This window comes from Sphingobium xanthum (assembly GCF_019737615.1).
GTDB lineage: Bacteria > Pseudomonadota > Alphaproteobacteria > Sphingomonadales > Sphingomonadaceae > Sphingobium > Sphingobium xanthum.
The window spans coordinates 456,828-474,904 of sequence record NZ_JAHKKS010000002.1; the positions used below are offsets into that span (position 1 = coordinate 456,828).

The 18,077-nt window shown below is 63.1% G+C and carries 18 protein-coding genes and 1 pseudogene; 13 read left to right on the plus strand and 6 right to left on the minus strand.

All coding sequences use genetic code 11. The features are described from left to right. Positions 1 to 14: 14 nt before the first annotated feature. From KM135_RS05320 to rpsD, 6 genes and pseudogenes are all read left to right on the plus strand, one after another. Positions 15 to 221 (plus strand): hypothetical protein, encoded by a 207-nt coding sequence (locus KM135_RS05320; protein WP_221712923.1) that lies wholly within the window; start codon positions 15 to 17, stop codon positions 219 to 221. Further along, positions 222 to 683, plus strand: a complete 462-nt coding sequence (gene nrdR / locus KM135_RS05325; RefSeq protein ID WP_221712924.1) for a transcriptional regulator NrdR — start codon at positions 222 to 224, stop codon at positions 681 to 683. Between the two features lie 11 nt (positions 684 to 694). Then, a pseudogene (locus KM135_RS05330) lies at positions 695 to 1,405 on the plus strand (RNA methyltransferase); the annotation flags it as partial. 99 nt (positions 1,406 to 1,504) lie between these two features. Further along, positions 1,505 to 2,698, plus strand: coding sequence for an acyltransferase family protein (locus tag KM135_RS05335; protein ID WP_221712925.1), 1,194 nt, complete (start codon positions 1,505 to 1,507; stop codon positions 2,696 to 2,698). Positions 2,699 to 2,944: 246 nt separating this feature from the next. Next, positions 2,945 to 4,033 (plus strand): 3-deoxy-7-phosphoheptulonate synthase, encoded by a 1,089-nt coding sequence (locus tag KM135_RS05340; RefSeq protein WP_281422135.1) that lies wholly within the window; start codon positions 2,945 to 2,947, stop codon positions 4,031 to 4,033. Positions 4,034 to 4,384: 351 nt separating this feature from the next. After that, positions 4,385 to 4,999, plus strand: coding sequence for a 30S ribosomal protein S4 (gene rpsD, locus KM135_RS05345; protein ID WP_221712926.1), 615 nt, complete (start codon positions 4,385 to 4,387; stop codon positions 4,997 to 4,999). Positions 5,000 to 5,069: 70 nt separating this feature from the next. On the opposite strand, the gene KM135_RS05350 is transcribed toward rpsD, so the two are convergent. The 4 genes from KM135_RS05350 to KM135_RS05365 are packed head-to-tail and all read right to left on the minus strand — an operon-like array spanning position 5,070 to position 9,319. After that, a complete protein-coding gene (locus KM135_RS05350) occupies positions 5,070 to 6,071 on the minus strand; it encodes an SDR family NAD(P)-dependent oxidoreductase (protein WP_221712927.1) in 1,002 nt (333 codons plus the stop codon). Positions 6,072 to 6,082: 11 nt separating this feature from the next. After that, entirely contained in the window at positions 6,083 to 6,943 is an 861-nt protein-coding gene (locus tag KM135_RS05355) for a CmcJ/NvfI family oxidoreductase (RefSeq protein WP_221712928.1), read from the minus strand. Positions 6,944 to 6,991: 48 nt separating this feature from the next. Beyond that, positions 6,992 to 8,311 carry an MFS transporter gene (locus tag KM135_RS05360; protein WP_221712929.1) on the minus strand — a complete coding sequence of 440 codons (1,320 nt, stop codon included), beginning with the start codon at positions 8,309 to 8,311 and terminating at the stop codon, positions 6,992 to 6,994. A 60-nt stretch (positions 8,312 to 8,371) separates the two neighbouring features. Then, positions 8,372 to 9,319 (minus strand): hypothetical protein, encoded by a 948-nt coding sequence (locus KM135_RS05365; RefSeq protein ID WP_221712930.1) that lies wholly within the window; start codon positions 9,317 to 9,319, stop codon positions 8,372 to 8,374. On the opposite strand from KM135_RS05365, the gene KM135_RS05370 reads away from it, so the two are divergent. Beyond that, positions 9,318 to 10,349, plus strand: coding sequence for a TauD/TfdA family dioxygenase (locus KM135_RS05370; RefSeq protein WP_221712931.1), 1,032 nt, complete (start codon positions 9,318 to 9,320; stop codon positions 10,347 to 10,349). The two genes, KM135_RS05365 and KM135_RS05370, sit on opposite strands and share 2 nt — an antisense overlap. A gap of 457 nt (positions 10,350 to 10,806) precedes the next feature. Here KM135_RS05370 and KM135_RS20135 read toward each other — a convergent pair whose 3' ends face one another. Next, on the minus strand, positions 10,807 to 12,201 hold the full coding sequence (locus tag KM135_RS20135) for an alpha/beta hydrolase family protein (protein ID WP_221712932.1): 1,395 nt from the start codon (positions 12,199 to 12,201) through the stop codon (positions 10,807 to 10,809). A gap of 41 nt (positions 12,202 to 12,242) precedes the next feature. On the opposite strand from KM135_RS20135, the gene KM135_RS05380 reads away from it, so the two are divergent. The 4 genes from KM135_RS05380 to KM135_RS05395 all read left to right on the plus strand — a co-directional run bounded on the left by KM135_RS05380 (position 12,243) and on the right by KM135_RS05395 (position 14,733). Next, positions 12,243 to 13,184, plus strand: a complete 942-nt coding sequence (locus KM135_RS05380; RefSeq protein ID WP_221712933.1) for an IS1595 family transposase — start codon at positions 12,243 to 12,245, stop codon at positions 13,182 to 13,184. A 103-nt stretch (positions 13,185 to 13,287) separates the two neighbouring features. After that, complete coding sequence (locus tag KM135_RS05385) at positions 13,288 to 14,085, plus strand: hypothetical protein (RefSeq protein ID WP_221712934.1); 798 nt, start codon at positions 13,288 to 13,290, stop codon at positions 14,083 to 14,085. Next, positions 14,072 to 14,593 (plus strand): type II toxin-antitoxin system VapC family toxin, encoded by a 522-nt coding sequence (locus tag KM135_RS05390; RefSeq protein WP_221712935.1) that lies wholly within the window; start codon positions 14,072 to 14,074, stop codon positions 14,591 to 14,593. The genes KM135_RS05385 and KM135_RS05390 overlap by 14 nt, the downstream gene beginning before the upstream one ends. Then, positions 14,590 to 14,733 (plus strand): hypothetical protein, encoded by a 144-nt coding sequence (locus KM135_RS05395; RefSeq protein ID WP_221712936.1) that lies wholly within the window; start codon positions 14,590 to 14,592, stop codon positions 14,731 to 14,733. Before KM135_RS05390 ends, KM135_RS05395 begins: the two co-directional genes overlap by 4 nt. A 657-nt stretch (positions 14,734 to 15,390) precedes the next feature. On the opposite strand, the gene KM135_RS05400 is transcribed toward KM135_RS05395, so the two are convergent. Then, positions 15,391 to 15,837, minus strand: coding sequence for a hypothetical protein (locus KM135_RS05400; RefSeq protein WP_221712937.1), 447 nt, complete (start codon positions 15,835 to 15,837; stop codon positions 15,391 to 15,393). 85 nt (positions 15,838 to 15,922) lie between these two features. On the opposite strand from KM135_RS05400, the gene KM135_RS05405 reads away from it, so the two are divergent. Further along, on the plus strand, positions 15,923 to 16,231 hold the full coding sequence (locus KM135_RS05405) for a hypothetical protein (protein ID WP_221712938.1): 309 nt from the start codon (positions 15,923 to 15,925) through the stop codon (positions 16,229 to 16,231). A 10-nt stretch (positions 16,232 to 16,241) separates the two neighbouring features. Beyond that, complete coding sequence (locus KM135_RS05410) at positions 16,242 to 17,909, plus strand: M28 family metallopeptidase (RefSeq protein WP_221712939.1); 1,668 nt, start codon at positions 16,242 to 16,244, stop codon at positions 17,907 to 17,909. Positions 17,910 to 18,077: the final 168 nt, after the last annotated feature.

The following is an 18,077-nucleotide window of genomic DNA, read 5'->3' on the forward strand; positions in this document are numbered from 1 at the left end:
GAGGTTTGAGAGCCATGAACGAACAGGGCGATCTTCTCGAAAAGGCCAAGACGGAAATCTCCGGCATGGCCAAGCAGGGCCTGAGCCACCCATCGACCAAGCCGGTGCTGACCGGCGCGGCGATCGGCGCGGTCGCGGGCGTGGTGTTGCCGCTGGTCTCGCTGCCGCTCGGCCTGGTGGCCGGTGCCGGCATCGCCTTCTGGTCGAGGATCCGCAAATAGATGCGCTGCCCCTATTGCGGACATGAAGACAGCCAGGTGAAGGACAGCCGTCCGACGGAGGACGGCGCAGCCATTCGCCGCCGCCGCCAGTGCGAGGGCTGCGCGGCGCGGTTCACGACCTTCGAGCGCATCCAGCTGCGCGACATCGTCGTGGTGAAGTCCGGCGGCGCCAGCGAACCGTTCGACCGCGAGAAGCTGGCGCGCTCGATCGAGCTCGCCTGCCGCAAGCGCGCCATAGACAATGTCCGCATCGAGCGGCTGGTCTCCGGCATCCAGCGCCAGCTTGAAACCAGCGGCGAGAGCGAAGTCGCCTCCGCCCGCATCGGCTCGCTCGCCATGGAAGGGCTCAAGGGCCTCGACAGCGTCGCCTACATCCGCTTCGCGAGCGTCTACAAGGACTTCACCGAGGCCAAGGATTTCCAGGAATTCGCCGGCTCCATCCGCGAGGTGAGCGGGGAGTGAGCGCGGGCGTCATGCCGCCGGTCATCGTTCTGGTCCGTCCGCAACTTGGCGAGAATATCGGCAAGGCGGCGCGGGCGATGCTCAATTTCGGGCTAACCGAGATGCGCCTCGTCGCCCCGCGCGACGGCTGGCCGAACCCGGATGCCGGTCCCTCCGCTGCGGGGGCGGACGAAGTGCTGGCGCAGGCGCAGGTTTACGAGACGCTGGCGGACGCAGTTGCCGATTGCGCGCATGTCTATGCGACCACGGTCCGCAAGCGAGGCGTCACCAAGCCGGTGCTGACACCGGAAGAAGCCGCCCGTGACATCCGGGACGCGACCGGCCGCTCGGCGATCGTCTTCGGCCCGGAGCGCTCAGGCCTGGAAACCGACGACGTCGCCCTCGCCCGCGCGATCCTCACCGTGCCGGTCAATCCCGAGTTCGGCTCGCTCAATCTCGCTCAGGCCGTCATCCTCTGCGCCTATGAATGGTCCAAGCACGCCGCGCTCGAGCAGCCCACGCTGACCGAGATTCTGCCCCCTGCCCCGCAGGACGAGCTGGAGGGCATGATCGGCCAGTTCGAAGGCATGCTGGACGAGGCCGGCTATTTCTTCCCGCCCAGCCGCGCCGCCGCGACCCGGCGCACCCTGCGCAATCTCCTGACCAAGCCCGGCTGGAATCATTTGGAGGTCCGCACCCTGCGCGGTGTCCTCTCCTCGCTGGCCAATCCGCGCTCGCGCTAAGCCGCATTTCCTCGCTTCGCCCGCTTGTCTGGCCCGCCCGTCGCAACGGCCGGAACACGGCCCGCGTCTGCCCATTCGGCCGATGAGGAACTGGGACGCATGATCGAAAGCCGGACAACCGCACGCACGCACCAGCCACGCGAACATCATTGGGACACGCTGCGCGCCCTGCTGATGCTGCTCGGCATCCCTTATCATGTCGCCATGGCCTATCGGCTCGACATGCCGTGGATTCTCACGTCGGGCGAGGGCGTAATCGCCCTGAACTGGATTGCGCAAGCCATCCACAGCTTCCGCATGCCGGCCTTCTTCCTCATCACCGGCTACTTCGCGATGCTGCTTCTCGCGCGCCGTTCGCCGGGACTCTGGCTGCGGAGCCGCTTCGCGCGGCTCGGCGTGCCGTTCGTCGCCGCCTTGCTGACGCTCAACCCGTTGCTCAACCTCATCTGCGAGCTCTCCAATCTGGACTGGCGCGACGCGCTCACCTCATGGGATCACAACAGCGCGACATCGGGGGGCTACTGGATCCGCCATCTCTGGTTCCTCATCGTCCTGCTCTATTTGAGCAGTGCCGTCGCTCTATGCTGCTGGCTCTTCCCCAGCCTTCAGAGGGCAACACTGACGCCGCGGACAGACCAATGGCTCGCGCGCCATGTCGTGCCGGTCGTGATCGCTATCGCCGTCCTGCTTGGTATCTGGCAAGCCGGCATGATCGAGCTGTTCTACATCGGCGGCTTCGCGACCAATGGTTATCAGCAGATCCTGCGTCTCGATCAGTTGATCGAATTCGCGCCCTGGTTCCTGCTCGGTGGCATCATCGCCCGCGCGCCCGCGCTGAAAAACACGCTCTATCGCCTGTCGCCGCCGCTCATCGTTTTCGCACTCGCGGCTCTGGCGATTGATCTCGCCTTCCGCGAACTTCTCTGGCCGCCATATGGCCGCTTCCTCGATACGCTGGCCGCTGTCGGCGTGACGCAGACACTCATCGCCTTGATCAAGCGCGTCGCCGACCGCCCCTCGCCGACCGTGAAAGCGCTGGTCGATGCAAGCTTCGTCATCTACCTGTTCCACCTGCCTATCCTCGCCGCGCTCGTGGTGTTCGCCGGACCGCATTTGGCCATCCCGCTCGGCATCAAGGCGCCACTTTTCATGGCGCTCACCTTCGCGCTGAGCTGGGGCTGCTGGCTGATCGTAAAGCGCTCGCCGCTGCTACGCTTCCTCTATGATGGCGTGCGGCTGTCGACACCGTCGCGGCCTGCCCTCTCGCCTTCCGAACCGGCATTCCAGAAATAGGACGGAACGCCGCGCGGGCGCGTCGCGTTCAATCCTTGCGCAGACGCTGGCCTTCACGTAAGGACGCTGCGTCATGTCACCGAACGCCGTGTCCTTTTGGTACTTTAGCTATCCGACGCCCCTGGCGGACGGAGGTTTCGGCGCGGCCTGACAAAAGGACCCGGACGACAACCAACCAGCCGCCAGCTTCTGGCGGCTTTTCTTTTGCCGCCAGACTGGCTCCCAGACGATGATGAGGAAGCCCAGATGAGCAAGCACCTGCCCCATTCCACCGACGACGTCCGCATCCGACGGATCGATCCGCTGACCCCGCCAGTCGAAGTAATGGCGCAGCTCGTCCGCACGCCCAAGGCGAACCGCACGGTCACCGCCGCGCGCGAGGCGTGCCACGAGATCCTGCATGGCAAGGACGATCGCCTCGTCGTCGTGGTCGGCCCCTGCTCGATCCACGATCCCGAAGCGGCGATGGACTATGCCCACCGCCTCATCGCAGAGCGCGAGCGACACAAGGGCGATCTCGAAATCCTGATGCGCGTCTATTTCGAGAAACCGCGCACCACCGTCGGCTGGAAGGGCCTCATCAATGACCCGCATCTGGACGGCAGTTTCCGCATCGACGAGGGCATCCGCCTCGCGCGTGGCCTGTTGCTGGAGATCAACGGCCTCGGCATGCCCGCCGCCTGCGAGTTCCTCGACGTCATCACGCCCCAGTACATTGCAGACCTCGTCGGCTGGGGCGCGATCGGCGCGCGCACGACCGAGAGCCAGATCCACCGTGAAATGGCCTCCGGCCTCTCCTGCCCGGTCGGCTTCAAGAACGGCACCGGCGGCGACCTGCGCATCGCGATGGACGCAATCAAGGCCGCCTCGCAGCCGCATCATTTCCTCGCCGTCACCAAGGACGGCCGCGCCGGCATCGCCTCGACGACCGGCAACGAGGATTGCCATGTCGTCCTGCGCGGCGGCACGGCGCCGAACTATGATGCCGCGAGCGTCGCGGCCGCCTGTGACGGGCTGGTCGCACAGGGTCTCGCCCCGGCCGTGATGATCGACGCCAGCCACGCCAACAGCAGCAAGACGCCCGAGAACCAACCGGCGGTGATCGCAGATATTGCGGGTCAACTCGCGGCAGGCGAGACACGCATCATGGGCGTGATGATCGAGAGCCATCTCGTCGCGGGCCGACAGAACCTCGTTCCGGGTCAGAAGCTCGTCTATGGCCAGAGCATCACCGACGGCTGCATCGACTGGGAGACCACGGTAACGGTTCTGGACGATCTGGCAGCGGGCGTCCGGACACGGCGCGAAGCAACCAAGGAGCTGGCGCGGGCGTGACTATCCTCGCCCCCTTGGGGAGAGGACAGTGCAGCTTGCCGCGAACGCGGCTAGCGAAACTTGGAGAGGGGTTTTGCGCAACGTCGCGCCCCCTCTCCAACTCCGCCTAACTCGCTCCGCTCGCAAGGCTCCGTATCCTCTCCCCGAACGGGGCGAGGAAAGCAGCTCCCACCAAATCCTTGACTTATCCCCCCTCCGCCGTCATAGGCGCGCCTTCGCAATTGGCCCTGCACCTCGGTGAAGCAGTGGCCCGACCCCTGAAACATGGGAATTCGGCGGATAACCGGGATCGACGCCGAGCCTCGAAAGGGTCGCGGCAGACGTTGTTAGCAATTGAAGGACATCATCATCATGACGAAGCGCACCAGCGCCAAGTATAAGCTCGATCGCCGCATGGGCGAGAACATCTGGGGCCGTCCCAAGTCCCCGGTCAATAAGCGTGAATATGGTCCCGGTCAGCACGGCCAGCGCCGCAAGGGCAAGATGTCGGACTTCGGCATCCAGCTGCGCGCCAAGCAGAAGCTCAAGGGCTATTATGGCGATGTGACCGAGAAGCAGTTCAAGAAGAACTATTTCGAAGCCAGCCGCATGAAGGGCGACACGGGCCAGAACCTGATCGGCCTGCTCGAGCGCCGCCTCGACGCCGTCGTCTATCGCGCCAAGTTCGCGCCGACGATTTTCTCGGCCCGCCAGATCGTCTCGCACGGCCACATCTATGTGAACGGCGTGAAGTGCAACATCGCGTCGCGTCTGGTGAAGCCGGGCGACGAGATCACGCTGGGCAAGAAGGCGCAGGAAATGGCGCTGGTCATGGAAGCGCAGGGCCTCGCCGAGCGCGACATTCCCGACTATATCGCTCCCGATGGCGCTGCGAAGATCACCTATGTCCGCGTTCCGACGCTGGACGAAGTGCCCTATCCGGTGAAGATGGAGCCGAATCTGGTCGTCGAGTTCTACTCGCGCTGATCGGTCACGTCAGGGAACACAAGAACGGGCGGTCCGGCGACGGGCCGCCCTTCTTCTTAGGGGTACGGAATCAGCTCTCGATGATGGACTTCCACGCAGGCGCTGCCCGCTCTCCGCGCGCCGCCGCGTCCAGCGCATCCAACGCCGCCTGGCTCGGCGCGCCAGCGCGCAGATGCATGTTCGGAGCGATCATATAGGCGCGATCCTGTCGTTCGACCGACCCAAGCGCATCCGCCAGCGCCTCCTGCTCCCATGCCGCGCCGCCATTCGACAGATGCGTCTCCGCGCTCATCCCTTCGAACAGATAGATGTCGTCGCCATCGACGCCGAAGACACGCCCCGTAAATCGACAGGCGGGCGAGGCCAGATACAGCATCAGCCGCGAGATGTTGTCCGGCGCCATCCGATCAAAACCGAGCTCGGGCGTCCGCATGATATCATCGAGCATAGGCACGGCATCGGTCATCCGCGAGCGCGCCATCGGCGCCAAGGCATTCACCCGGACGCCAAGATGCGCAATCTCCGAAGCGGTCGCCATGGTCAGTGCCGCGACGCCCGCCTTGGAGACGCAATAGGAGGTCGCGCCGGGCGGCGGATTGGTGCCGGCCGGCGAGGAGGTGTTGACGATCGCGCGGCCGGGCTCCGGCCCCTGCTCCCCCCAATGCCGCACGGCCCAATGCATGAGCGCCGCCGTGCCGGTCAGGTTGACGGCAAGCACCCGCTCCCACCCCGCGCCGCTCTCGGTCGCGATCGACTCATACTGCGTGATCCCCGCATTGTTGACGAGGATGTCCAGCCGACCGAAGCGCGCGAGCGCCAGATCGACCAGCGCCTTCGCCTGATCCCACCCGGCTATATCGGTCGCATCGGCAATCGCGGCGCCCCCCGCCGCGCGGATCTCGTCCGCCACCGCCGCGGCCGGCCCGCCATCGCTGCCACCGCCGGTGATGCCGCTGCCGAGATCGTTGACGATGACGGACGCGCCCTGCGCCGCCAGCGTCAGCGCATGGCTGCGGCCGATCCCGCGCCCTGCCCCGGTCACGATCGCCACCTTGCCGGCCAGCATGCTCATCGCCCGGCCACTCAATCGTAGAACGCGAAGAAGCGCGCTTCGAGGCTGGCGCGCGGCGCGGCATCCCCCTGCCCCGGCACATCGAAGGCGGTATGGAATGGCTGCACGGCATCCGGCTCGGCCGAGTCATAGCCGATGAACACCAGCACATCCTCCGCGCCCATGTCCGATGCGTACCACCAGCGATGTTCCGGCCTGTACCGGCAGCTGCGCGCCTCGATGACTTCGAGCACCGATCCCTTCTCGCCGATCACCGCATCGTAGAAGGCCACATCGGCGTCCTTTACCGACGATCGGTCACACAGCGTCAACAGATTGTCCTGCGGCGGATCGGAGACGGTCCGCCATGTCTGATACAGCACGACGCGACTATAGGGCGCGATCTCGCGACCAGCGGCTTTCAGGCTGAAATCGAGGAAGCGCCGCACCGATTGCTCGGTCACGTCGAGATGGATGAAGCCCGCCGCACCGGCCCAGCTCTGCCGCTTGGACCGCGCGCTGAAGCGCACGGTGAGCCCCGTTGCCTGCGGTATCACTTCGCGCGCGCCGCTGATCTCGTGGATGAGCGGCAGCAGTTCGTCATAATAGGCCTGGTTGATGGGCGGCAGCCCCTCCTGCGCGATCAGATTGGTGTCGAGCATCTCCGGGCTGCGCGCGACCTTGCTGTTATGCTGCGCGAGCAGGAAGCCCTGCTGCGCAATGCTGACTGCGCCGGGAGCAGCGCGCATGTCGCGTATATCGACCTCGTGCGGCTCCATCGGCATGAGGTTGCGCTCCGGCTCGACCAGATCGAACCGCCCTCGCGGCACGTTCGGATCGAAATAGTTGAGTGTCGCCTTCACGCTTGTCGCGTTGATCGTTGCAGTTGCCATGTCGTCATCCTCTCTCCGATCCCAGCATCGGGCCGCCCTGCCCGCCCGTCAATAGGCCTGCCAGCGGCGCTTCATCACGCTCACGGCCGCGATGCAAAGCAGAGCGGGAAGGGCGAGCAGCGCGAGGATCTGAGGCGCTTCGAGGCCGATCTGGATCATCCAGGCGCCGGTGATCGGCCCGAGGGTCGAACCAATGCCGCCAATGAGAAGCGCCCAGGAGACACCGGTCGCCTTGATGGCCGGCGGATAGAAGGCTGCGGACAGCGTGTTGAGGCCCGTCTGGCAACCGGAAACGCCGGCGCCGACGAACAGGAGCAGGAACACCCATCCAACTCCGTTGGGCACGGCAAGGAACAGCAGCAGCGAGACCGCGATGAGGCAGAAACCGCCCGCCAGTGCCGCGCGCGTGGCGCCGCGATCGAGCAGGCTCGACATGAGGATGCCGCCGGCAATGCCGCCCGCCTGGATCAGCACCGCGCCGCGCAGCGCATCGGCCATCGCCCAGCCGCTATGCTGGAGCAACGAGGGCAGCCAGCTCAGCAGCACATAGAGATTGAACAGGTTGAGGCAAAGCATCGCCCAGAGCAGCAGCGTGCGCGCGCGAAACTCGGCATTCATGAGTTGACGTGGCGATGTCCTTGGGGCCTTTGCCGGCGGCTGCACATGAACCGTCGCGGGATCGATATCGGGCGCGATCCGCCGCAGGATATGGCCGATGCGCGGATCGGCCGGCTTGCGGATGATAAGGAACTTGAGCGACTCGGGCACGAGCGACACGATCAGCAGTGCGATGAACAGCGGCCCGATGCCGCCGATGATGAATGCCCCGCGCCATCCAAAGGCCTCCAGCACCGGCGGCGCGATGAAGCCCGCGCTGAACGCACCGAGCGGCGAAGCGATGTTCATGAGGCCGACCGCCAGCGATCGCCGCGCGACCGGCGCATATTCGGACGTAAGCGCCGCGCCGTTGGGAATGCCCGCGCCGAGCGCAGCGCCGGTGAGCAGCCGCCAGAGCACGAACTCGCCCGTGGTGGTCGCAAACGCCGTGCAAGCCGTGGCGATGCCGATCAGAATCATCGCGGCGACGAGCATGGTCTTGCGCCCGATGCGATCGCCCAGCGGCCCGAGTATTCCCGCGCCGAAAGTGATGCCGATCACCACCGCCGAGAGCGCCAGCCCGAAGCTCGCTTCCGGCAAGCCCCAGCTCTTCGCCAGCGATGGCACGGCGAGCGCCATTACCTGAATGCCGTATCCGTCCACGAACAGCGCGGCCGCGCACAGCACGGCCACAAGAATCTGCGTCGCGGTCATCGGCCGATGATCGATGATATCGCCGAGCTCGATCGGCGCCTGCGTTTCTTGTAGCATCCTGCTCCCCGAAGGACAGGTTTGCACGGACCGAACAGGAAAGCGAGCGCTAAGCGCGCGTCAGATCAGCGATCGCCCAAGCGCAAGATCGCCCGCCCCTTTTTCTTCCAGCCAGCGCTGCGCCCGCGCCAGCTCGGGCTTGAGCTCGGCCTCCAGGAGCGCGCGGCGAGCGAGGCGCATCTCATTGTTGAACTTCATGGCCGGCCGCTTGGCGTCGCTGGCGAACAATTCCCCATCCACGATCCGCGCCACACGATCCGCGTCCACAGGCACGTCGAGCAACGCCGCGGCGGCCATCATGACCGGCGCTGGATCGGCGAAGAAACACTCTGCATTCAGACTGCGCGCCTCGGGCCAGATCGTCATCGCCGCCTCGAACGCCCGCATCTGCTTCAGCCAGAGCGCAGCCGCGAGGCAGGGATCGTCGAGCGCAGGGAGATCGCCGAGCCATCCGGACAATTGTTGCGTGATGCCGCGCACCCATTGCCGATGCCCGGGGCTCCGCAACACGGCGAGCAGCCAGTCGTTCAGCGGGCACCAGAGGAAAATCGCTGTGACACTCGGACTGCGTGCGGCGATCTGCGGCAGGATGGCATTCACCGGAACGTTGGCCTTGACGATGGTCGGAAGGTCCGTTGCGTAGCGCCGTCCGAGCAGGGCCAGCACGATATCCAGCCGCGCTGGTTCGTACGCGACCCCCATCTGGCGCAGCGCGAGGGGTTCACGCAGCACCAGATTGCCGTCCGGCACGTCCAGTGCCCGTGCCAGCAGGGTCGATCCGCTGTGCGCGAGATGAAAAATCCAACCGACGCGGTCGATTTCCGGCATCGCCCCTATGTCGCGCAAGGGCACGATCAGCGGCTCCGGCGAAAGCGGCTGAATGCGCTGATCGAGAAAGATGGATCGACGATAGGCCCCGCGATCCATGCGCACGAACACCGCATCCGGCCCGTCGAAGCTGTGCAGATAATGATCGGGTGAGCGCAGGAGATCGGGCAAAAGCGGCATGACCGAGCATATAGCGACGCGGAAACGGATGGGCTATGGCCCGCATGCCATGGCGATTTTCGACGATCCGCAGCCCGGCCGGCCCTATGTGCTGGCACAAGCCGAAAGCAGCGAAACTCTCGACCGGATCGAGACCGGCTTGATCGATCGCCTGTTTCGCGCGCATGGCGCGATCCTGTTCCGCGGCTTTGCGATGGACGTCGACCGGTTCGACCTATTCGCCCGCCGCTTCTGCGCGACATCCGTCATCAACGAGAGCCCGGGCCGCGCACCGATCGCCCCGGATGCAGGCATCCTGTCGGTCGATGGTGGTACCAACGCCTTTCCGCTCCACCCTGAGCTGTCGCGGGAGCCGTGGAAGCCGGACGTCGCGATGTTCGCCTGTTTCCGCGCGCCACGGTCCGGCGGCGCGACAACAATCTGCGACGGCGTGGCGCTCGTCCGCCAGATGCCGGCTCATGTGCGCGAAGGCCTCGCCAATCGCCGTCTCGTTCATGTCCAGGGCACCTGGCCCGCCCTGCTCCGCTTCTGGCTCGGCACCGACCAGCCGAGCGACGCGCTTCTCGATGACCTGCCCGACACCTGCCCATACCGCTTCGCCCGCACGCCGGGCGGCATAGCGCGCATCTTCTCGCGCCCGGCCTTGCACAAGCCGCTGTTCACGGACGATGCCGCCTTCGGAAATTTCCTGCTCTTCGCCCGGTTCAACAACGGACGGCCGGATTTCCCCGTGCTGGACGACGGCCAGCCGGTGCCGGAAGACTGGCTGCAGGCGATCAAAGCCACCGGCGACCGCCTGAGCTGCGCCATCGACTGGCGGGATGGTGACCTTCTGATGCTGGACAACAGCCGCTTCATGCATGGCCGCACGGCCATCATCGACACGGCCGAGCGCCACATCGCGACCTTCTTCGGCTATCTGCGCAATGCCCCGGCCAATCCGGAAGAACCGCCCCGCCCGATCTGGCGCGAAAGCGACTTCCGCCCACCCGCGCCGCCGGCCTGGGCCGGCATGGCGCAGGCGCGCTAGGCCGGATCGACATCAATGCGCGAGAGGAAGGCCGCGTCGTGCCCCGAGAAAATCGCTGTCCTACGGCCTCCGACCTATGGCACCCCGGACCGCGCTCTTTCTCGGGTCCAAAAAATCCCTTCCCCCGCCACCGGTGCCGCAGGGGAGAAACATGTTCGATAGTGTGACCCTAGTGTGACCTTTCGTTTCGATATTTATCCAAGATACTGTTTTTAATTGATTATTTAGAAAAACGCTCGAGACATCATCTGCAGCCTGGCGCAAGCTGGGGACGCAGGCGAGCGCAGGGCAATGTCGATACAAGCCGGAGCTACTTTCCCGCTACGAGCAGGAAGTCGCCCGCCCGCTGGAGCATGTCGGCACGGACATCGCTATCCACGAGGCTGTGCGCAAGTCCTTCGTAAACCACGAGTTCGCTGCGCTTGCCCGCGCTCTGGAGCCGGAAGCCCTTTCCAAGTCATTTCGCGCTGGCAAAGCTCTGCTCCAGGAAGGTCGCCGACTGAATCAGCATGTCCCGCCGGGCAATGCTGTCGTCGAGATAGTGATCGAGCTTGTCGAAGGTGACGAGCTGCCCCTGCTTGCCGGCACTGCGCAGCCGTTCGGCCATCAGCTCGGACTGGCGAATGCTCACATTCACGTCATAAGAGCCATGAAACATCAGGATCGGCGCCTTGATCTTTGCCGCCTGGCGCGCCGGCGATCCTTCCTCGATATGCGCGCCGCTGCCGATAAAGTCTTTCGACACCAGATAGTTGGAACGCAGCAGAGACTCATCTTTCAATCGCCCAAGATCGGCAACGGGCGCAATGGCGACGACCGCGCGAAACAGATCTGGCTGCGTGACGGCAGACTGCAACGCGGCGTAACCGCCATAGGACCAGCCAAGCACTGCCAGCTTTTTGGGATCGGCAATGCCTTGCTCGATCAGCCATTTTCCGCTGTCCGTCACGTCGCCGATGGCGACCTGCCAGCTCCGGAAGCCGTTCGTCTGGAACCAGGCGTCGCCATAGCCTGACGATCCGCGAAAATTCGGCTGCAGTACCGCATAGCCCCGATTGGCCCAGAACTGCGCGAGCCAGTCGAAGCCCCAGCTGTCGCGCGCGCTTGGCCCGCCATGCGGCATGACGATGGCCGGCAGGTTCTTGCCTCCGGACCCCGGCGGCAAGGTCAGATAGCCCGGGACCAGCGTGCCATCGGCGACCTTGATCTGCACCGGCTTCACCGTCGCGAGCGGCAATTCCTCGAGACCGGACCTGCTGTTGGCGAGTTCGCTCATGCCGCGCGCATCGCGATCGAGCAGATAATATCGGCCGGGATGATTGTCGCTGCCGGCCCAGACCAGCAACTTGCGCTCATCCTGACTGGAATCGGCGAAGCGGATGAGCGGCATTGTGGGCAGCGCCCTGGCGAGCGAGGCGGCCAGGCGCTTCAGATCGGCATCGAAATAGAAAACCTCGTGCCGGTCCGTCTCATAGGTGACGCCGACAACGCGGCGGTTGCGACCGATCGTCGCAAAGCCGTTCACATCGACATCGGGCCGGGCCAGGATGAGCCGCTCGGTCGCCTTGCCGTCGAGCGAAAGCGAGTAGGCGGCCTCGCGCCCGTCGGTCTTCTTGAGACCATAAGCGACGTCGAGCGCCGGATCGACATGATAGGGATTGAATCCCTCGCCGCTCGCACTGTCATAGTCACCTAGATTTTCCCAGCCGTCCTTGTCCTTGCTTCGATAAAGGTAGCGCGTCTTGCTCGAGGAATAGCCTTCATCGCTCTGCTCGGGATCATAGCCCATGATCCGCACGCGGCCCCGGCCATCGCTGATATATTCCTGGGCGTTTATATACCTTGCAAACACACCGCTGATGTGACATAAGATTCCTACAAGGAGTCAATGACATGTCCGTTCTTAGTCGCCCCGAGTTCCACAGCGAAGAAGCTGCCTTCGCTCATCTGGAGCGGATCATCTGGGCGGACGGAGTCGTCTGCACGCATTGCGGCTGCATGGGCCGCGTTACCAAGGTGAAGGCGAACCCCGCCAAGCGCATCCGTGAGGGCCTGTGGCGCTGTGGTGACTGCAAGAAGCAGTTCACCGTCAAGATCGGCACGGTGTTCGAGCATATGCGCTTGCCGCTCCACAAGGCATTGCAGGCCGTCTATCTCATGACGAGCAGCAAGAAGGGCGTGTCTGCCCACCAGCTCCACCGCATGCTCGAAATCACCTACAAGAGCGCGTGGTTTCTGGCTCACCGCATCCGTGAAGCGATGCGCGCCGGGGAACTTGACCTTCCGTTTGGCAACACTGGCGGCGCGGTCGAGATGGACGAAACCTTTATTGGTCAAGAGCCGGGCGTGAAGATGGGCAAAGGCGGCGTTCGTCACAAGATGAAGGTCGTGACCCTCGTTGACCGCGAGAGGGGTCGCGCTCGCTCGATGGTTGTGGACAAGCTGAACATCAACATCGTGACCGGTATCGCCGTCGAGAACCTCGCCCGCGAGGCTTATCTGATGACCGACGACGCAGGTTTCTACAAGAACATGCGCTATACCTTCACGCACGGTTACACGCGCCACAGCCGAGGCGAGTACGTTGATGGCGTGATCCACACGAACACCGTCGAGGGCTATTTCTCGATCTTCAAGCGCGGCATGAAGGGCGTCTATCAGCACTGCGCGAAGAAGCATCTGCACCGCTATCTGGCCGAGTTTGATTTCCGCTATTCCAACCGTGAGGCCGTGGGCTTCAACGATGCGGATCGCTCGGTTGAAGCGATCAAGGGCATCGTCGGCAAGCGTCTGAGCTACAGGTCAACTGGTGAGCGGCCCGCCGCCAGCGCCTAAACCTGAGAAGCGAAACCGGAGCCGGTGGCGGACCAAGCCACACCGGAATACATCTTTACAGCGACTCGCCCACCACATAGAATCTCCTTCGGAGATTTTTGATGTGATCGAAACAGGCCAACTCTTTGAGATTGCCGTGACAGGTTCCGGCGAAGAAGAAGGCATGCCTGAGTTTGATGCATGGCGGCTCGAAATTGGTGCGCTTGCCGAGATATTAGAGGCGATTGACGAGCAAATTCATAGCAAGGCTACGATTACTTGGCGTCTGGCTGATTTGCATCATTCCACGCCGACCATAGCGCTTCGTCCTGAATGGAATACCGAACTCGCTTCTAGGCCTGTTGATGCTGTTATGGCGTTGTGGTTTTCGGCTGTGTCTGACTTGCGCAACGGGAAGGATCCAGAGGCCCTTGGCGCAAGAGCGCTAGATGCCGTCAGGAAAGCGCTCCGACCTATCGGCAATGGGTTGCGCTTGGTAGATTTCAGCTACGGTGAGCGCGCGGATGCGCTCGACGTGCAAATTTCTGCCGCCCTGTCCAATATCAAGTTTAAAACTGAAGTTGCCGAGGAAGATTGGGAAGGTTCTCTCGATGAGTTGAACCTACACAACGAGACAAACACCTTCCGCCTCTACCCTGCTGTTTCCCGGCGCTGGATCACTTGCGACTTCACGCCAGAACAAGAGGCGTTGGTGAGAGACAATCTGCAGCACAAGGTTAGCGTGACCGGGGAGGCTGTCTATCGCCCCAAAGAGATGCTTCCGCACAGAATACGTGTCAAAAGCATTGAGCGGCTAGACGATGACGTTGAACCGCTAGATAAATTTGCGCAGCATTACTCTGTCGATGAAACTTCCGAAATTTTCGAAAGGCTTTCTGAGCACCGCAATGGCTGGCAATAAGCCTCTCAGCATTTTTCTCGACACTAACGCAGTCATTGGATGGCTGGGTAGAGAAGCGGATTCCGGAGTTTCGGCAATCTCTGGCATTCTAAACGAAATACACGCTAAGAAGCTTGCAGCAGTCCTGTCGCAATTCACAAAGCTTGAAATATTAGAATGCAAGCATGACGAGACTATGTTTCGAGCTTGGCGATCTTTGCAGGCTAGGCCAAATGTCGAAGTAATCGGCGTTACGAAGCGCGTGATCGATACAGCTTATGAGATCCGAAATTTCTATCAGAAGATTCGAGAGAATAACCCCGCTGCGAAGAAGCCTCCACAACAGCCGGACTGCATTCTGATTGCCACGGCAATTGTTGCGGGCGTCGATCACTTCGTGTCTTACGACAACGGCGGTCGTGATCCGAGGCATCTCTCTCCCCTGGATCTGAATGGCCTTATCGCGGATCAGTGGTTGCTGAGTGTGGTGAGGCCAGAGGCGCTAAATTTAAGTGGGCTAGACGTATGACCGACAAACCAAAACCACAACTCGACAAGTTCAAGGAACTAGCCCGCGAGTTGGAAGCGGACGAGGATGAAGCGCGTTGGGATGAACGGTTGAAGAAAGTGGTGAAGGCTAAACCTGAGCCTGCCCCGGATCAGGATTGAGCTGGCTCACAAACTCGTTGGCGCCCCGGATTGCTTCATCGACATGACCTTCTGAGAGCAATGGGATCACTAGATCGGCCATACGAACAGCGGCCTCCAAGTTCCAAACTACCCGGTCTCTTCTTGGTGGCATCGGGGTTCCAAACAGCTTCTGGGCGCTCAAAAAAGCGGCGGCAAGCCCGGCAAGTGCCCTTTCAAAGTCAGCGTCTCGACGAACTGTAAGGGCCTGCTTAGCCCTGTGGCGCGCGTTAGTAAGAGAATTGATCACGTCGCTTGCCGAGCGCGTCGGAGATTTAGGTGCCTCTTCAAGAACAGGCGCCGTGGCTGGCGCCCGGCGTCCGCCGACCATGAGAGCTACGATCCCAACGGTGCCTACCATAAGCAATGCGCCACTCTGGACGACAGCAGAGAGGACGGGCCGAATAGCCTGAACTGCCGGACTGGCAGACGGCGCTACGAGCCAGCCCAAGGTGGCGACGACAGACACCACCGCAATGCTCCAGAGCACGTTCGCGCGCCATCCGGAAGGAGCGACAATGGCGCCCATCAACCCGGCCAATGCTGTTCCAACGAAGAACAGCAGAACTGATAGCGAATCCCCCGAAAACATGGGAATGTCATATCAGCGGCTCCCGCGTTTGCAAAGTATACAAACGCCTATTCCTGCGCATCCTTGCGCGCCTTGAGGATCGTGTTCGTGCCAAGGCTGATGCTGTTGATGTCATCGACGGCAAGGCCCTCTTCGGACTGCACCAGTCGCGTCCCTGTCGAGAATTCCGGTACGTAGCGGCGCACCATCAGGACATGGCCGTCCTCGCCGGTGTTCCAGTCGAGCACTGCACCGCCGAACAGCGTGTAGCCCAGCGTTTGACCATTGCGCTGCGGCAGCCGGATCGTCTGGATCCGTTTGCCGTCGGCGTCCATGGCGACCAGGCGCGACACGTAGCTGACATCGCCATTGTCGAGGCGGACAGCGGCGTAAAGCTCGCAGATGAGGCGCCGTACCCCACTCCAGCGGCACCAGTTGAGCCTGTCCGGATTGCCGTCCACCGCTGCGATCGGCAGCGGGCCGGCATTCGGATCGGTGAGATCCAGGACCTTCACCTGCTCTCCGCGGGAGCCGTTGGGCTGCACGACAGCGAGAAACCTTCCATCCGGCGACAGGCTCGCGTGAAGGACGCTTTGACGCATGCCGAACACCGCGGCGGCATCCGGCAAGGTGAGCGGGGCCGCAAGCGCGGATCCTGTTTCGGTCTTTGATTGCGCATTGGCCATCGTTCCGATGAACGGCGCGATCAGCGTGATGGCGCCCACCGCCACGCGGCTCGCAAGCCTGGTTTTTCCGACCAATGCCGAGTGCATCCCATCCCCCGTTTCTTCGCCCGACCCGATATTGCGCAAATCAACTGTGCGCGACAAGCCGGGTTATCGCCAAGGCACATCGCTTGAACTGCCTCCGAACCGGTGCCATCACCGGGGCAACCTCACCTTTTTGTGAAGAGACCGCGATGCGCTCATCGATCCTGACATTCCTGCTTTGCTCGGCCGTCGTGGCCATGCCCGTTGGCGCGCAAGCGCCGGCCCTCCCGTCCGCCGCCAGGGCCGCGCCAATCAACGTCAACACGCTCAAGACGATGACCCGGACGCTGTCTTCCGATGCGTTCGAGGGCCGCGCGCCGACCACGCCGGGGGAGACGAAGACGGTCGCCTATCTGATCGCACAGATGAAGCGCGCGGGCCTGAAGCCTGGCAACAACGGCAGCTGGACGCAGGACGTGCCGCTGGTCGAGACGATCTCCTCGCCCGGTGCGCTGGAAATCAGCGGCGGGAGTGCGCCGCTCAGCTTCGCCTACAAGACCGATTTCGTCGCCAGCACCTATCAAGTCGTGCCGCGCAGCGAGCTCAAGGACAGCGAGCTGGTCTTCGTCGGCTATGGCATCAATGCGCCGGAGAAGGGCTGGAACGACTATGCTGGCCTCGACGTCAAAGGGAAGACGGTGGTCATCCTGATCAACGATCCCGATTATGAGATGCAGGGTCTCGATGGCCCGTTCAACGGCCGGGCGATGACCTATTATGGGCGCTGGACCTACAAATATGAGGAAGCCGCGCGACAGGGCGCGGCCGCTGCGATCATCGTCCACGATACCTTCCCGGCCGCCTATCCGTGGGGCGTCGTGGTCTCGTCGTGGACGGGGCCGCAACTCGGCATCGAGCTGCCCGGGGGGCGTATGGATCAGAGCAAGGCGATCGGCTGGGTGACACTCGATGCGGCGAAGAAAATCTTCGCCTCGGCCGGACAGGATTTCACCGCTTTGAGCGCCGCGGCAAAGCGCCCCGGCTTCAAGGCCGTCCCGCTCGACCTCAAGGCCAACCTCGCCTTCGACAACAGCATCCGCAAACAGGCATCGAAGAATGTGATCGGCATCTTGCCGGGCAAGGCGCAGAAGGACGAGTATGTCCTCTATTCCGCGCATTGGGACCATCTCGGCCGCTGCGAGCCGATCGATGGCGACGACATCTGCAACGGCGCGCTCGACAATGCGACCGGCACCGCAGGCCTCGTCGCGCTCGGCCAGGCTCAGACACGCGCCGGCGCTGCCGACCGCACGATGATCTTCCTCGCCGTCACTGCCGAGGAAAGCGGCCTTCTAGGGTCGGAATATTATGCCGCCAACCCGGTCTATCCACTCGCGCAGACAGCAGGCGGCATCAACATGGATGGCCTGAACGTCGTCGGCCCGACACGCGACGTGACCATCGTGGGCAGCGGCAAGTCGGAGCTGGAAGCCTATCTGGCTCGTGCGGTGAAGGATCAGGGCCGGATCATCGTGCCGGAAGCCAGCCCCGAGAAAGGCAGCTTCTATCGCTCGGACCATTTCAGCCTGGCCAAGCTCGGCGTGCCGATGGTCTATGCAAAGAGCGGCGAGGATCAGGTGAATGGCGGCGTCACGGCCGGCCATGCTGCCGCCGAGGACTATACCAACAACCGCTATCACAAGCCGCAGGATGAGTATGATCCGAACTGGACCTGGACTGGCGCCGTGCAGGACCTGCAGATCTACTACCGGATCGGCCGCGAACTGGCGAACAGCAAGAACTGGCCGAATTGGTATGCCAGCGCCGAGTTCCGGGCGATTCGCGACCGGAGTCGCGCTTCCGAGGCCGAGAAATGACGCGCGGCTGAAAAGACGTAGCCAAGTCGTCCTCGCCTTTGTGCTTCACGGCATTATTGCGCGCAGCATGGACGGATGGTGTTTCAACCGCGACGAATTGCTGCGATGCAAAAATCGTCTTGATTCAGCCCTGACGGCAGACTAGCGAAAGTGTCGAACAAAAGGGGC

Excerpts from the sequence above, each read along its gene's own strand:
- KM135_RS05395 (WP_221712936.1), top strand. The coding sequence starts at position 14,590 with ATGACCGACAAACCAAAACCACAACTCGACAAGTTCAAGGAACTAGCC.
- nrdR (WP_221712924.1), top strand. The coding sequence starts at position 222 with ATGCGCTGCCCCTATTGCGGACATGAAGACAGCCAGGTGAAGGACAGC.
- KM135_RS05365 (WP_221712930.1), bottom strand. The coding sequence starts at position 9,319 with ATGCCGCTTTTGCCCGATCTCCTGCGCTCACCCGATCATTATCTGCAC.
- KM135_RS05360 (WP_221712929.1), bottom strand. The coding sequence starts at position 8,311 with ATGCTACAAGAAACGCAGGCGCCGATCGAGCTCGGCGATATCATCGAT.
- KM135_RS05320 (WP_221712923.1), top strand. The coding sequence starts at position 15 with ATGAACGAACAGGGCGATCTTCTCGAAAAGGCCAAGACGGAAATCTCC.
- KM135_RS05355 (WP_221712928.1), bottom strand. The coding sequence starts at position 6,943 with ATGGCAACTGCAACGATCAACGCGACAAGCGTGAAGGCGACACTCAAC.
- KM135_RS05405 (WP_221712938.1), top strand. The coding sequence starts at position 15,923 with ATGCCGAACACCGCGGCGGCATCCGGCAAGGTGAGCGGGGCCGCAAGC.
- KM135_RS05380 (WP_221712933.1), top strand. The coding sequence starts at position 12,243 with ATGTCCGTTCTTAGTCGCCCCGAGTTCCACAGCGAAGAAGCTGCCTTC.
- KM135_RS05370 (WP_221712931.1), top strand. The coding sequence starts at position 9,318 with ATGACCGAGCATATAGCGACGCGGAAACGGATGGGCTATGGCCCGCAT.
- rpsD (WP_221712926.1), top strand. The coding sequence starts at position 4,385 with ATGACGAAGCGCACCAGCGCCAAGTATAAGCTCGATCGCCGCATGGGC.
- KM135_RS05390 (WP_221712935.1), top strand. The coding sequence starts at position 14,072 with ATGGCTGGCAATAAGCCTCTCAGCATTTTTCTCGACACTAACGCAGTC.
- KM135_RS05335 (WP_221712925.1), top strand. The coding sequence starts at position 1,505 with ATGATCGAAAGCCGGACAACCGCACGCACGCACCAGCCACGCGAACAT.
- KM135_RS05350 (WP_221712927.1), bottom strand. The coding sequence starts at position 6,071 with ATGAGCATGCTGGCCGGCAAGGTGGCGATCGTGACCGGGGCAGGGCGC.
- KM135_RS05340 (WP_281422135.1), top strand. The coding sequence starts at position 2,945 with ATGAGCAAGCACCTGCCCCATTCCACCGACGACGTCCGCATCCGACGG.
- KM135_RS05410 (WP_221712939.1), top strand. The coding sequence starts at position 16,242 with ATGCGCTCATCGATCCTGACATTCCTGCTTTGCTCGGCCGTCGTGGCC.